Annotated in this window: 13 protein-coding genes; 8 read left to right on the top strand and 5 right to left on the bottom strand. The window is 66.3% G+C overall.

Features of this window, described 5'->3' with window-relative positions:
• Positions 1–16 precede the first annotated feature (16 nt).
• Both BLR51_RS18880 and BLR51_RS18885 read right to left on the bottom strand, forming a co-directional pair.
• Entirely contained in the window at positions 17–934 is a 918-nt protein-coding gene (locus BLR51_RS18880; RefSeq protein WP_089849890.1) for an ABC transporter permease, read from the bottom strand.
• A gap of 84 nt (positions 935–1,018) precedes the next feature.
• A complete protein-coding gene (locus BLR51_RS18885; RefSeq protein ID WP_089849892.1) occupies positions 1,019–2,527 on the bottom strand; it encodes an ABC transporter substrate-binding protein in 1,509 nt (502 codons plus the stop codon).
• Positions 2,528–2,640: 113 nt separating this feature from the next.
• Between BLR51_RS18885 and BLR51_RS18890 the strand changes: the two genes are divergently transcribed.
• Positions 2,641–3,309: a GntR family transcriptional regulator gene (locus tag BLR51_RS18890; RefSeq protein WP_089849894.1), complete on the top strand. Its 669-nt coding sequence runs from the start codon at positions 2,641–2,643 to the stop codon at positions 3,307–3,309.
• 85 nt (positions 3,310–3,394) lie between these two features.
• On the top strand, positions 3,395–4,411 hold the full coding sequence (locus tag BLR51_RS18895; RefSeq protein WP_242656779.1) for an HNH endonuclease: 1,017 nt from the start codon (positions 3,395–3,397) through the stop codon (positions 4,409–4,411).
• A gap of 38 nt (positions 4,412–4,449) precedes the next feature.
• Here BLR51_RS18895 and BLR51_RS18900 read toward each other — a convergent pair whose 3' ends face one another.
• Positions 4,450–4,839 (bottom strand): winged helix-turn-helix transcriptional regulator, encoded by a 390-nt coding sequence (locus BLR51_RS18900; RefSeq protein WP_089849898.1) that lies wholly within the window; start codon positions 4,837–4,839, stop codon positions 4,450–4,452.
• A gap of 100 nt (positions 4,840–4,939) precedes the next feature.
• Here BLR51_RS18900 and BLR51_RS18905 point away from each other — a divergent pair, with 100 nt between their 5' ends.
• On the top strand, positions 4,940–6,007 hold the full coding sequence (locus tag BLR51_RS18905) for an SDR family oxidoreductase (RefSeq protein WP_089849900.1): 1,068 nt from the start codon (positions 4,940–4,942) through the stop codon (positions 6,005–6,007).
• Between the two features lie 140 nt (positions 6,008–6,147).
• Here BLR51_RS18905 and BLR51_RS18910 read toward each other — a convergent pair whose 3' ends face one another.
• The gene (locus BLR51_RS18910; protein WP_089849901.1) at positions 6,148–7,113 is read right to left on the bottom strand and encodes a LysR family transcriptional regulator; all 966 of its coding nucleotides are present in this window, start codon (positions 7,111–7,113) and stop codon (positions 6,148–6,150) included.
• Between the two features lie 96 nt (positions 7,114–7,209).
• On the opposite strand from BLR51_RS18910, the gene BLR51_RS18915 reads away from it, so the two are divergent.
• Positions 7,210–8,226 carry an NADP-dependent oxidoreductase gene (locus BLR51_RS18915; RefSeq protein ID WP_089849903.1) on the top strand — a complete coding sequence of 339 codons (1,017 nt, stop codon included), beginning with the start codon at positions 7,210–7,212 and terminating at the stop codon, positions 8,224–8,226.
• A gap of 66 nt (positions 8,227–8,292) precedes the next feature.
• Complete coding sequence (locus BLR51_RS18920; RefSeq protein WP_089849905.1) at positions 8,293–8,748, top strand: hypothetical protein; 456 nt, start codon at positions 8,293–8,295, stop codon at positions 8,746–8,748.
• Positions 8,749–9,040: 292 nt separating this feature from the next.
• Here the strand turns inward: BLR51_RS18920 and BLR51_RS18925 are convergent, their stop codons facing one another.
• Positions 9,041–9,343, bottom strand: a complete 303-nt coding sequence (locus BLR51_RS18925; RefSeq protein ID WP_089849906.1) for a DUF2934 domain-containing protein — start codon at positions 9,341–9,343, stop codon at positions 9,041–9,043.
• A 200-nt stretch (positions 9,344–9,543) separates the two neighbouring features.
• Here BLR51_RS18925 and BLR51_RS18930 point away from each other — a divergent pair, with 200 nt between their 5' ends.
• The 3 genes from BLR51_RS18930 to mltG all read left to right on the top strand — a co-directional run bounded on the left by BLR51_RS18930 (position 9,544) and on the right by mltG (position 12,875).
• Positions 9,544–10,338 carry a glycosyl transferase gene (locus BLR51_RS18930; protein ID WP_089849908.1) on the top strand — a complete coding sequence of 265 codons (795 nt, stop codon included), beginning with the start codon at positions 9,544–9,546 and terminating at the stop codon, positions 10,336–10,338.
• A 115-nt stretch (positions 10,339–10,453) separates the two neighbouring features.
• Positions 10,454–11,710, top strand: a complete 1,257-nt coding sequence (gene fabF / locus BLR51_RS18935) for a beta-ketoacyl-ACP synthase II (RefSeq protein ID WP_089849910.1) — start codon at positions 10,454–10,456, stop codon at positions 11,708–11,710.
• A 1-nt stretch (position 11,711) separates the two neighbouring features.
• On the top strand, positions 11,712–12,875 hold the full coding sequence (mltG, locus tag BLR51_RS18940; RefSeq protein WP_089849912.1) for an endolytic transglycosylase MltG: 1,164 nt from the start codon (positions 11,712–11,714) through the stop codon (positions 12,873–12,875).
• Positions 12,876–13,082: the final 207 nt, after the last annotated feature.

Raw genomic sequence — 13,082 nt, forward strand, 5'->3', positions numbered from 1 at the left:
TCATGGTCATGACCTTTCAGCCGACGCGCAGGCGCGGATCCATCCACGCGTTGAGCAGGTCCGCCAGAAAGGTGAACAGGATGTAGAACATCGAGAAAACGAGGATCAGCGCCTGCATCACCGGCAGGTCATTGCGCGAGATGCTTTCCCACGCCAGATACCCCGCCCCGTGCAGCGCAAAGATCGATTCCACCACGATGGAGCCGCCGAGCATGAAGCCCATCTGCACCGCCGCCAGCGAGATCACCGGGATGATGGCGTTGCGCAGCGCGTGCTTGAACAGGATCTTGCGGGTGTCGAGCCCCTTGGCGCGGGCGGTGCGGATGTAATCCGCCGACAGCACCTCCAGCATGCCCGCGCGGGTCAGGCGCATGATGGCGGGGGTGGCGTAATAGCCCAGCACCACGGTGGGCAGGATGAAATGTTTCCAGCTGGCCGAGCCCGAGGCGGGCACCAGCCCCAGCTTGATCGAAAACACCACGATCAGGATCAGCCCGAACCAGAAGGACGGGATCGCCTGACCCACCACCGACAGGAACAGCGCGGCGCGGTCGATCAGCGAATTGGGCCGCACCGCCGCCGCCACCCCCATGGGAATGGCAAGGATCAGCGCAAAGCTGATGGCCAGCGCCCCCAGCGTCACGGTGACGCCCAGCCGGTCGGTGACGATCTGCGTCACCGGCAGGTCGAAATACCATGACCGGCCCAGATCGCCGGTCAGCGCCCCGCCCAGCCAGTCGGCATATTGCACCAGCAGCGGCCGGTCGAAGCCGTATTGCGCGGTGATGGCGGCGATATCCACGGAGGAGGCGTTTTCGCCCGCGATGGCCACCGCCGGATCGCCCGCCATATAAAGCAGGCCAAAGCTGATCGCGGACACGGTCAGTGCCACGCAGATCGCCAGCCCGAAACGTTTGAGAGTGAATAGCAGCATGTAAGGCGCCCTTTTGCCGGCCATGCGGGGCCGGGCATCCCGCGAAACCGTGCCGGGCCGGAAGGCGGCCCGGCACGGATCCGGTCATTTCCAGTCGAAGGCGAAGAAGCGCACGATCTCGTCGTCGGTGGGGGTATAGGCGATGTCCGGCCCCAGCACGTAGTTCACGTTGTAGGTGAACAGCGGCACCCAATAGGCTTCCTCGACGATCTTGGTGAGCGCCTGCTTGTAATGCCCTGCGCGCTTTTCCTTGTCGGTGGTGGAATCCGCCTGCTGGATCCAGTCGATGATCTCGGGGTCGCGGGCATCGTCCTGCGGGCCGCCGGTGAAGAATTCGGCGGTCATGGCCGAGGCATCGGCCACCGAATTGGAGCCCCATGTCAGGAAGGTCATCGGCACCTCGCCCTTGCGGTGCTGTTCGCGCAGGGCGGCGTATTGCATGTAATTGAGGTTGGTCTTGATCCCCACCGCATCCAGAAAGCCCATCATCGCCTCGGCATAGGGGCGGTCGCGATAGGCGTAGAAATCGATGGTGAACCCGTCGGCATAGCCCGCCTCGGCCAGCAGCGCCTTGGCCTTTTCGGGATCATACTCATAGCTCGGCAGATCCTGCGCGCAGGCGGTCTGCACCGGGGCGCAGGCGCTGTCGACCACCTTGGAGCTGCCCTTCACCAGCGCGTCGAGGATCGTCTGGCGGTCGATGGCGTGATAGATCGCCTGCCGCACCCGCTTGTCGGTCAGCGGAGACTCCCCGGACCGGCCCGCCGCGTCCATGCTGATATAGCCCACGCGCATGGCGGGGGCGTTCACCACCTCGTAGCGGCCCATCGCCTCCAGCTTTTCGGCCTGATCGGCGGGGACGTTCCACAGGAAATCCAGCGTGCCGTTGAAGAATTCGGCGATCTGGGTGTTCACGTCGGGAATGGTGCGGATGTCGATGCGGCCGATGGCAGACGCGCCCTTGGGCCCGTCGAAATAGGCCTCGTTCGCCTCCAGCACAAAATGTTTGCCCGGATCCAGTTCTGCCACTTTCAGCGGGCCGGTGCCGATGGGGGCCACGCCCATGCCCTGCGGGCCGACTTCGGCATAATATTCGTCGGGATAGATCGCGACGGGACCGGCAAGGAAATCCTCTGCCGCCGGGAAGGGCGCCTTGAGGATCAGCCGCACGGTGTGATCGTCGATCTTTTCGGCGCGCTCCATCCACATGACATTGGCGAGGTTCTTCACGCCATTGTCAGGGTTGGTCACATAGTCGACGGTGTAGACCACGTCATCGGCGGTGAAGGCTTCGCCATTGTGGAAGGTCACGCCCTCGCGCAGCTTGAATTCGATGGTGGTGGGGTCGATCCATGTCCAGTCGGTGGCCAGATTGCCCTCATAGGCGCCGGTTTCGGGGTTGCGGTACAGCAGCCCGTCCCAGATCGCATGGTTGAGCAGCAGGCCTTCGCGGGCGGTGTTGAAATAGACATCCGCCGTCTCGACCTCCTTGGAGAAGGCAAGATTGAGCGTGCCGCTGGCTTGATCGGCGTTGGCCATGCCCGCGCAAAGCGCAAGACAGGTGGATCCAAGCAGCATCCGTGCAGGGGTCATCTTGGGATTTTCCTCTCTGTTACAGGCAGTTGGCTTGCCTTTGTGAGTTGCGTTATTTTTTCTATTTTTGTATACAATCACGATAGCGTTGTATTGGGTCAAGGAAAATCCTGATGCCAGAGAAATCCCGCGCCGCTGACCGCATCTGCTCGGAAATTGAGCAGGCCATCGCGATGGGTGCGTATGAGGATGGCGAAAAGCTGAACGAGGTCGCGCTGGCCCGGCAGTTCGACGTGTCGCGCACGCCGCTGCGCGAGGCGCTGCAGAGCCTGCAGGCCATCGGGCTGGTCGAACTGATTCCCAATCGCGGCGCCTTCGTGCGGCGCCCGTCGATGACCCGGCTGGTGGAGATGTTCGAACTGATGGGCGAGATGGAGGCGCTGTGCGTGAAGCTTGCCACCAAGCGCATCACGCCCGCGCAGCGGCTGCGCCTGCAGGAGGCCGCGCGCGGCTGCGAGGAGGCGCTGTCAGAGGGCCGGGCGGATGACTATTACGCCGCCAACGGACGCCTGCACGGGGTGATCTACGAGGCCTCGGGCAACGAGTTTCTGGCCGAGGAGACCCGGCGCCTGCTGCGGCGGCTGAGCCCGTTCCGGCGGCGGCAGCTGGATGTGACCGGGCGCCTGCGCGCCTCCATGGGCGAACATGCCGCGATCCTGGAGGCCATGGACCGGGGCGAGGCGGAGGCGGCGGCGGATCTGATGCGCGTGCACATCACCGCGCTCAGCCGCACCTACGACCAGTATATCGCCGCAGTCGGCCCGCGCGCCGAGGCGGGCTGACCCGCGCGCGGGCGGTAAAGGGGCCGGGGGCGCTGTCTGGCCGCCAAGTGCAGCGGTCAGGCGCCCTTTGATCCAAAGCCGCGCGATGGGTTTCGCCGACGAGCCTGCATCAGGCCGTTCACGCAGGCTCCGCACAGAAAATCCTTGCGTCTCGGTCGGTTACGGCGTTCCTGAAGGCATGGGTAAGCTGGTCCTCTTGCATAAGGCCGACTCGATCTACGAGGACGAGCCGGACATCGTCTATGATTTTCCGCGCTCCTATCTCAGGGCAGTCGAGGAAGCGGTTGGTGACTGGATCGTCTATTACGAACCGGTCAAAGCCGGGCCGCGCGGTTATTTCGCGGTGGCGAAGATCGAGCGGGTGATCCCGAAACCGGGCGCCGCGGGCCGGTTTCTCGCCATGATCGAGCCCGGGAGCTTTCTTCCTTTCGACCGTGAGGTGCCGCGGCTGGTCGAGGGGCGGCCGATGGAGGCGTCGCTGACCGAACCGGACGGAACGCCGAAGAAGGGTGGCGCCGTGCAGCTGGCCGTCAGACGCCTGCCTGACGCGGATTTCGCCCACATCGTCAACTTGGGGCTTCCTCAGGATCTGGAACGGATCGAGGCGACGCGCTACGACCCGCAGCCGGCAGAGTTTGACGATGGCGCCGAACTTTTCGAGCGACCGGTGCTTGAGCGGCTGACCCGGAGACCCTACCGCGACGTCGCGTTCCGCCGGAAGGTGCGGGACGCGTATGGCTATCGCTGCGCCATGTCCGGCCTGATGCTGCGCAATGGCGGCGGGCGGCCCGAGGTGCAGGCAGCGCATATCCGGCCCGTCGAGAGCCTGGGAAGCGATTCCGTGCGCAACGGGCTGGCGCTTTCGGGCACGCTGCACTGGATGTTCGACCGTGGCCTGATCTCGGTTGCAGCTGACTGCGAGACGATTCTCGTCTCTCACAACAAGGTGCCCGGTGATGTCGTGGGGCGGCTTCTGGCGCCCGGCGGCAAGCTTGTCAGGCCTGTGGATCCGCGAAACGCGCCGCACCCGGAGAACCTGCGCTGGCACCGCGAGAACATTTTCGGTCGGTCCTTGCCGGACGACGCCGCGCCGTTCGGGTAGCCGTCCTTTGTCCCTGCGGCCCTTGGCCACCGGACCCCCTAGTCACCTGATTTCCGGCGGGAGGAGGGCCGCTCTTGCAGCAGATCCAGCGCGTCGGAGTTTTGGCGGCCCCAGTCGTAAACCAGATCGACCAAGCCAACGAAACGGTGTCCAAGCGAGGTCAGGCTGTATTCCACGGCTGGCGGAACCGTGCCCTTGACGTGGCGGTCGATCAGGCCGCTGCGCTCCATCTCGCGCAGGGTCTGGACCAGCATCTTCTTGGAGATCCCGGGCAGGCTGCGATGCAGCACGCCGGTGCGCGCCCGCCCGTCATGAAGCGCATGGAGCGTGTGCAGGATCATGCTGGTCCATTTCGTCGAAAAGATCTCGAGCACGCGGCGCGGCGCGCAATCCTCGCGCCATTCCCGCTCGTCTGTGCCGGGTTGCATGGTGGTTACCTCATGGTGCCTATGTCCCAATTCGGTGCCGTCTACCCGAAGTGCCGGCTCGCGCCTAGATGTGGCGTGGAAAGACAAATTGGAGAGCGAGATGACGAAACGCGCATTGGTGGTGGGCGCCACCGGCATTCAGGGAAGCGCCGTGGCCGAGCAACTTGTCGGCGATGGCTGGACGGTCTTCGGCCTTGCCCGGACGCCCGGAGAACAGGATGGCGTGACGCCAGTCGCGGCGGATCTGCTTGATCCTGACACCCTTGGCGCAGCCCTCGCGGGCATTGATCCCACGCATGTGTTCCTTACGACATGGCTGCGGAAAGACACCGAAGCCGAGAATATCCGGGTCAACGCCGCGATGGTCCGCAACCTGCTTGACGCGCTGCGCCCTGCGGGCTCTGTCGAACATGTAGCGCTGGTGACGGGCCTCAAGCATTACCTCGGCCCGTTCGAAGCTTATGGCAAAGGCACCCTGCCCAAGACGCCCTTCCGCGAGGATCAGGGTCGGCTCGACGTGGCGAACTTCTATTACGCGCAGGAGGATGTGGTCTTCGCCGCCGCCAAACGCGACGGCTTCGGCTGGAGCGTCCACCGCCCGCATACCGTGATCGGAAAGGCGGTCGGCAACGCCATGAACATGGGCACGACGCTGGCGGTCTATGCCGCGATCTGCCGGGAAACCGGGCGCCCGTTCCGCTTCCCCGGGTCGAAGGTGCAATGGGAGAGCCTCACCGACATGACCGATGCGCGCCAGCTTGCAGCTCAGGCAGTCTGGGCTGCGGTCACCCCGGAGGCTCGCAACGAGGATTTCAACGTGGTCAACGGCGATGTCTTCCGCTGGAGCTGGATGTGGTCGCGCATCGCCGGCTGGTTCGGCATTGAGGCGGAGGAGTTCGACGGCACCGAGCGTCCACTCGCAGAGCAGATGAAAGACGACGCGGAGGTCTGGTCCGACATGGCCGCCCGCCACGGCCTTGCCGAGGCCGACCTCGCCCGGCTCGTCTCGCCATGGCACACTGACGCCGATCTTGGCCGTCCGATCGAGGTGGTGACCGACATGTCGAAGAGCCGCCGGATGGGCTTTACCGGCTACGTCGCCACCGACGCCGCGTTTTTCGACCTCTTCGAACGCCTTCGGGCTGACAAGCTCATTCCGGCCAGCTGAAACCGGTGTGTCCTGGCCACGGGGTCGGCATCGACCGGCGCCGTGGCCTCGCGCCACGACCGGCTTTCATTCTGGCCCATGCCCGTCAGACGGAACTGAGTGACCTACGGCATACTGCGGCAGGCATGAAGGGCCGGGGTTCAGTGTTGCTGCGCTTCGGGTTCCGTGGGCGTGCGGACCGGCGGCTCTGGTCGGAGAGCGTAGTTGCGAAATTCCGCCTGCAGGAAGTCCAGGAAGGCCCGCACGGATGGGGTGCTTCTTCGGCTCTCCGGCCAGATCGCGGTGATCGCGCTGCGCTCGACGGCGAAGGCACCAAGCACGGGAACAAGCGTGCCACGCGCGACGTGGGGCGCAGCAAGGAGCGTCGAGGTCATGCCGATCCCCGCACCGGCAAGCAGCGCCTGGATCAGGGCATCGCTGGCATCGACCGTGATCGCGGCCTCGGGCAGGATTTCGGTCGTGCGGTCGCTGGTCCGGAAGGGCCAGGGCATCAGCATCCCCGAACTCTGGTAGCGCAGCGCGACCGTCTCGTGCGCCTCGAGATCCGCGGGGCGGCGCGGCTCGCCGCGGGCGGCAAGGTAGTCGGGAGAGGCAAAGCAGCAGAGCGTCTGCACCGCCAGCTTCCGCGACAGCAGACGGGACTCTGCAAGCTCGCCGATCCTGACAGCGAGATCGACGCCTTCCTCGACCAGATCCACGAACCTGTCGCTCAGCCGCAGATCGAGGACAACATTCGGGTACTGCGCGCGAAAGCGCGGAAGGGCCGGCGCAATCACGTGGATGCCGATCGGCAGGGGTGCCGCGATCCGCAGCCGCCCGACAGGCTCGGACCGGAGGGAACTGGCCGTCTGCTCGATATCCTCGGCCGCTTCGATCAGGCGCAGGGCACGCTGGTGCAGCTCCTGCCCTTCGGTCGTCAGGGCGATCGACCGTGTGGTGCGCGTGAAGAGCGCGATGCCCAGCTGGTCTTCCAGCCGCCGGACGCTCTTGCTGACCGCAGAGGGCGACACCGACAGCGACCGGGCAGCGGCAGAGTAGCTGCCGAGCGACGCCGTCCGGGCAAAGGCGATGAGGCCGGTCAAGCGCTCCAGTCCGATCTGTTCCATGAGGGCACAACTCAACTGACTTTCGGGTTTATTATAAACCCAAGGCGAGGCGCGTATCTACCCGTCATCACAGACGGCCCTGAAAGGACCCCCAAGATGACCGAAATGATGAAAGCCGTTCGCCAGCATGCCTTTGGCGGACCCGAGGTCCTGTCCTACGAGGACGCCCCGATCCCCAGACCCGCCCGGGGCGAGATCCGCATCCGCGTTATGGCCGCGAGCCTCAATCCTCCGGACTGGTATCTGCGGGACGGCTACCGCGCGCTCCCCCCGGAATGGCGGCCCGAGGGGGCGTTCCCCTTGATCCTCGGCACCGATGTCTCGGGCGTGGTCGATCTGGCCGGAGAGGGCGTGACCGGCTTCGCCCCCGGAGACGAGGTCTACGCCATGGTGCGCTTTCCCGATGCCCTCGTGGAGGGGGCTGGCGCGCATGCCGAATATGTCACCGTTCCTGCCAATCAGGTCGGCCACAAGCCGGCGGGGATCGGTCACCAGCACGCCGCCGGTGCGCCCATGTCCCTGCTGACCGCCTGGCAGTTCCTGGTCGAGCTTGGGCATGACGCCGCGAACCCGTTCCAGCCGCAGGCCCATGCGCCGGTCCCGCTTGCGGGCAAGCGTGTTCTGGTCAACGGCGCCGCTGGCGGCGTCGGGCATCTGTCGCTTCAGATCGCCAAGTGGCGGGGCGCACATGTGATCGCGGTTGCCTCAAACCGGCACGGGGATCTTCTGCGCGGGCTCGGCGCGGACGAGGTCATCGACTATACGCAGGCGAAGCCCGAAGCGGTCTGCGCGGATCTGGATCTCGTGCTCGACTGTGTCGGCGGGGCCGCCGCTGCTCGGTTCCTGGGCTGCCTGAAGCCGGGCGGGGCGCTGTTCATCGTCAATCCGCTGGGATTCGACGGCCATGCCGAGGCGGACCGTCTTGGCGTGACCGTCTCCTCGACGCAGGTGCGCTCCAGCGGGGCCCAGCTTGATGCCGCGGCGCGTCTGCTGGACGACGGCACGCTCCACGTGGTGATCGACACCGCCTTCCCGCTTGCCGACGCGGCGCATGCCCACCTGCGCGCCGCCGAGGGGCATATTCAGGGCAAGATCGTCCTGAGCGTCGCCTGACCGAAACGCGCCTCCGGGGCGAGGGGCAGGGCCCTTTCCCCGGAGGTCGAGCAAAGGAAATCCGCCATGACATCCAAGATCAACCATACTGCGGGCAGCCACGACTGGCTGACCATGGTCGGAGAGGTCCTGCAGGCTGCCGCGCGGTCAGCGGCCCTGCCTGACGATCTGAACCTGTCCTTGGTCGAGCACTACATCGACGGGTTCGAACTTTCACCGGGACTTTTTCAGGGACTCCGGTTCGACATCAGGAACGGGGTGCCGGGCTTCTGCGTCGGTGTGGCGCCACATGAGCTGGGGGACATTACCATCAAGGTGACCGCCTTGGTGGCGCAGAGGCTGAACCAGATCTACAGTTCCGACCCGGCCTATGCGCAGGTCCAAGAGGAAGCCCGAGCAAGCGGTGAGCTTTACGTAAGCGGAGATCCCTCCAGGCTTGGCGCCTGGTTTGCCGCAGCCCATGACGACATCGTGCGCCGGACCGCAGGCTCGCCCCCGGCAGCGCCACGCGCTGCACCCTAGGTCTGGTTGCCGCTGCCACGCGAAGGAACCCCTAGCGGCCCGCGTCGGGCGCGTCACGCCGAAGCGTGAGCCGCGGGCCGACTTCGGCTTGGTGGCCGACAATGCGACAGACCTCACCGCGCATCGCGCTGCCACCGGCGTTGCAGGGGATCCCGCATGATGTTCTCGCAACGCGAGTCTGCCGCATAGTCACGGGGAGAAAACGCCACTTGATGGCCGGGCCGGGGGCTCTGCCCCCGTCTGCGCGGGGCGCAGACTCCCCCGGGATATTTCTGGTCAGAAGAAGCGGCGGTCAGCTTTCGGGGCTGGCGCGGGGTTTGCGCGGGGCCTTCGCCTTGGCGGGTTTTTCGGCGGGCGCGGCCTTGGCGGGTTTTGCCGACTTGGGTTTTGCCGCCTTTGGTGCCTTAGGGGCCTTGGCCTCGGCGGTCTTGCGGCGGTGGGGCTTGGCGGCGAGGGCCGCTTCGGCTTCGGCCCAGTGTTCTGCGGCGCGGCCCTCGGGGCGGCCTTCGGCGAGCCAGAGGAAATAGGCGGCCTCGGCCTGAGCCTGCGGGGAGAGCGGCGGCGGGGTTTCGCGGGAGGAGTGCGGATCGGACATGGGCGTGTCTTTCTGCTGGGGCGGCATGGGAAGGGCAGTCTGCCGGAAGGATGAGGAAAAAGACTGGCGCGGGGCGGGCGCGGGTCAATGCCGCAGGGCAGGCGTGCGCGGCCGTCGGCGGGGCTTTGCCGAAGCGGGTGGCGGGGGCTGCGGCTTTGGGCTAAGCCCGGGCGCGGAGCGACGGGGCAGCGGGGACGGACATGCAGGCCAATATCTTCTGCATCAAATGGGGCACGGCCTTCGGGCCGGAATATGTCAACCGGCTCTATTCCGGGGTGCGGCGCAACATGGACCGCCCGGTGCGCTTTTTCTGCATGACCGAACACGGCGCCGGGCTGCATCCCGAGATCGAGGTGCTGCCGCTGCCGGTGGAGCCCTTTGCCGGGCCGATGGCGGCGGCGCTGGCTGTGGCCAACCGGCAGGGCGCCATGCGCAAGGTGTCGCTGTTCCGCCCCGGTCTGGTGCCCGATCTGGAGGGGCCCGTGCTGGGCTTCGATCTGGATGTGGTCATCACCGGGCCGCTGGGGCCGCTCCACGATCTGGCGCCGGGCACGGTGGCCATGCGCCATGACTGGGTGGAAAAGCGCAAGGGCCGCCCCACCGGCCATGGCTCGGTCTTTCGCTTCGATCCGGCGCAGCACGGCTTTCTTTACGAGGATCTGGCCCGCGCGCCCTATGCCGAGGTGGAACGCGCGCGCGGCTCCGAACAGCGCTATACCAGCCACAAGGCGATGGACCGGGGCGTGTTCACCTATCTGCCGGATCCGTGGGTGGTGTCGTTCAAATATGACTGCAACCCGTTTCCGCGCAACTGGATCCACCCGCCGCGCCTGCCCGCCGAGGCCCGCGTGGTGTGTTTTCACGGTCATCCCAAGATGACCGAGGCGCTGGAGGGCTGGAACGGCAGCCTGATCCGGCATTCGAAGCCCTGCGGCTGGCTGCGGGAGCACTGGATCGACAGGACACGGGCGGATCTTGGCCCGGACTGGGCGTGATGACGATCAAGACTAGGTCAGGACTGATCCTGACCCTGCGCATGGACTTGCCCCGCGCGCCGCGCACGGGGTAAGAGCGGGATCAACGTGAGAAACTTGAGGGAAGGGCTTAACGATGCGTCGCGTTGTGGTCACAGGGCTGGGGCTGGTCACGCCGCTGGCGGACGGGGTCGAAGAAAGCTGGGAACGGCTGCTGGCGGGGCAGTCGGGAGCCGGGCCGATCCAGCAGTTCGACACCGAGGGTCTGACCACGACCTATGCCTGTGAGGTCAAACGCGGCTCCGGCCCCGGCGAGTTCGATCCGGACCGCTACATGGAGCCCAAGGAGCAGCGCAAGGTCGACACCTTCATCCTGTTCGGCATGGCCGCCGCCCAGCAGGCGGTGGAGGACAGCGGCTGGAAACCCACCGCCCCCGAGGATCAGGAACGCACCGGCGTGCTGATCGGATCGGGCATCGGCGGGCTAAATTCCATCGCCAACACCGCCGTCATGATGGAAGAGAAGGGCCCGCGCCGCGTCTCGCCGTTCTTCGTGCCGGGGGCGCTGATCAACCTGATCTCCGGTCAGGTGTCGATCCGCTACGGCTTCCGCGGGCCGAACCATTCCGTGGTCACCGCCTGTTCCACCGGGGCCCATGCCATCGGTGATGCGGCACGGCTGATCAGCTTCGGCGATGCCGACGTGATGGTGGCCGGGGGCGCCGAGGCGGCGATCTGCCGGATCGGCATTGCCGGGTTCAACGCCTGCAAGGCCCTGTCCACCAAGCGCGCGCATGAGCCGGAAAAGGCAAGCCGCCCCTATGATGCCGACCGCGACGGCTTCGTGATGGGCGAGGGCGCGGGCATCGTCGTGCTGGAAGAATACGAACACGCCAAGGCGCGCGGCGCCAAGATCTATGCCGAGGTGCTGGGCTATGGCATGTCGGGCGACGCCTATCACATCACCGCCCCTGCCGAGACCGGCGAGGGCGCGGAGCGGTCGATGCGCGCGGCGCTGCGCTCGGCCAACCTGCAGCCGCAGGACATCGATTACATCAACGCCCATGGCACCTCGACCATGGCGGATGTGATCGAGCTTGCGGCGGTGGAGCGGCTGATGGGCGATCACGCGCAGAACGTCACCATGTCCTCGACCAAATCCGCCACCGGCCATCTGCTGGGGGCGGCGGGCGCGATCGAGGCGATCTTCTCGATCCTTGCGATTCGCGATCAGGTGGCGCCGCCGACCATCAATCTGGACAATCCGGCGGTGGAAACGCCCATCGACCTTGCCCCCAATGCCAAACGTCCGCGCAAGATCGACCTTGCGCTCTCCAACAGCTTTGGCTTCGGTGGGACCAATGCCAGCGTGATCTTCGGAAAGGTGCGCTGAGATGTGGCGCCACATCGCCTCCAACGCGCTGACCTTCCTTGTCGTGCTGGTGTTTCTGGCGGGCGGTGTGCTGCTCTGGGCGCAAGAGGAATACAGCTCCGAAGGGCCGCTGGCGCAGCCCATCTGCCTGCAGGTGGCGCGCGGGTCCAACATGTCCCGCGTGTCGGAAGATCTGGCCGGGCAGGGGGCGATCTCGTCCGACGTGCTGTTCCGGCTGGGCGCGGATTACGAGAAAAAGACCGGCGATCTGAAGGCCGGATCCTATCTGGTGCCCGAACGCGCCTCGATGTCGGAGATTCTGGGCATCGTGACGCGCGGCGGCGCCTCGACCTGCGGGACCGAGGTGGTCTACCGCATCGGCGTCACCGCCGCCGAAGTGCAGGTGCGCGAGCTTGACCCCGCCACCGGGCGTTATGCCGAGGTGCTGGAATTCGATCCCGGCGCGGGCGAGGCCCCGGCGGAATACGAAAGCTTCAAGACCGGCTTGGGCACGCGGTTCCGCGTGGCGCTGGCCGAAGGCGTGACCAGCTGGCAGGTGGTGCAGGAACTGGGCCAGATCGACGTGCTGGAGGGCGAGGTGGCCGAACTGCCCGCCGAAGGCGCGCTGGCCCCCGACAGCTACGAGATCACGCCGGGCGACAGCCGCGCCGATCTGCTGGTGCGCATGCAGGAGGCGCAGCAGGCGATCCTGACGCAGGCATGGGAGAACCGCGCCGAGGGCCTGCCCTACGAGACGCCGCAGGACGCGCTGACCATGGCCTCCATCGTCGAGAAGGAAACCGGCGGCGCCGAAGAGCGCCCGCTGGTGGCCAGCGTCTTCGTCAACCGGCTGGAGCGCGGGATGCGGCTGCAGACCGACCCCACGGTGATCTATGGCATCACCAACGGGCAGGGCGTGCTGGGGCGCGGCATCCGGCAGTCCGAACTGCGGGCAGAGACGCCGTATAACACCTATGTCATCGCGGGCCTGCCGCCGACGCCCATCGCCAATCCGGGCCGCGCCAGCATCGAGGCGGCGCTGAACCCGGCGGAGAGCGAGTTCATCTACTTCGTCGCCAAGACGCTGGATCCGGCGGACGGGCATAACTTCGCCACCAATCTTGACGACCATAACAGCAATGTCGCGGCCTATCGGCGGCTGGAGGCGGAACGCGCGGGCCAGTAAGACCCGGGCCACAGCAGGCAAGCGGGGCCCTGCGGGACCCCGTTTCCCCTGCCACGCGCGGGCCGGGGCGCGGGCTTTACGCGGCGCGCGGCGCAGGCTAGGGTCGGGCCATGACCCAGCACCTGATCCTCCCGATCTGCTGCATTACCCGCTGATCTTTCGGCGGGCCGGTCTTCTATTCCCATCCAGAAGCGAAGTTGCTACTCC

Origin of the sequence: Salipiger marinus, from assembly GCF_900100085.1 — a bacterium.
In the GTDB taxonomy this organism is placed as follows: Bacteria; Pseudomonadota; Alphaproteobacteria; order Rhodobacterales; family Rhodobacteraceae; genus Salipiger; species Salipiger marinus.

What these genes read in the sequence shown, in the direction of transcription:
- BLR51_RS18910 (WP_089849901.1), bottom strand. Translation starts at nt 7,113, where the DNA reads ATGGAACAGATCGGACTGGAGCGCTTGACCGGCCTCATCGCCTTTGCC.
- fabF (WP_089849910.1), top strand. Translation starts at nt 10,454, where the DNA reads ATGCGTCGCGTTGTGGTCACAGGGCTGGGGCTGGTCACGCCGCTGGCG.
- BLR51_RS18930 (WP_089849908.1), top strand. Translation starts at nt 9,544, where the DNA reads ATGCAGGCCAATATCTTCTGCATCAAATGGGGCACGGCCTTCGGGCCG.
- BLR51_RS18885 (WP_089849892.1), bottom strand. Translation starts at nt 2,527, where the DNA reads ATGACCCCTGCACGGATGCTGCTTGGATCCACCTGTCTTGCGCTTTGC.
- BLR51_RS18925 (WP_089849906.1), bottom strand. Translation starts at nt 9,343, where the DNA reads ATGTCCGATCCGCACTCCTCCCGCGAAACCCCGCCGCCGCTCTCCCCG.
- BLR51_RS18880 (WP_089849890.1), bottom strand. Translation starts at nt 934, where the DNA reads ATGCTGCTATTCACTCTCAAACGTTTCGGGCTGGCGATCTGCGTGGCA.
- BLR51_RS18895 (WP_242656779.1), top strand. Translation starts at nt 3,395, where the DNA reads ATGGGTTTCGCCGACGAGCCTGCATCAGGCCGTTCACGCAGGCTCCGC.
- BLR51_RS18900 (WP_089849898.1), bottom strand. Translation starts at nt 4,839, where the DNA reads ATGCAACCCGGCACAGACGAGCGGGAATGGCGCGAGGATTGCGCGCCG.
- mltG (WP_089849912.1), top strand. Translation starts at nt 11,712, where the DNA reads ATGTGGCGCCACATCGCCTCCAACGCGCTGACCTTCCTTGTCGTGCTG.
- BLR51_RS18915 (WP_089849903.1), top strand. Translation starts at nt 7,210, where the DNA reads ATGACCGAAATGATGAAAGCCGTTCGCCAGCATGCCTTTGGCGGACCC.
- BLR51_RS18905 (WP_089849900.1), top strand. Translation starts at nt 4,940, where the DNA reads ATGACGAAACGCGCATTGGTGGTGGGCGCCACCGGCATTCAGGGAAGC.
- BLR51_RS18920 (WP_089849905.1), top strand. Translation starts at nt 8,293, where the DNA reads ATGACATCCAAGATCAACCATACTGCGGGCAGCCACGACTGGCTGACC.
- BLR51_RS18890 (WP_089849894.1), top strand. Translation starts at nt 2,641, where the DNA reads ATGCCAGAGAAATCCCGCGCCGCTGACCGCATCTGCTCGGAAATTGAG.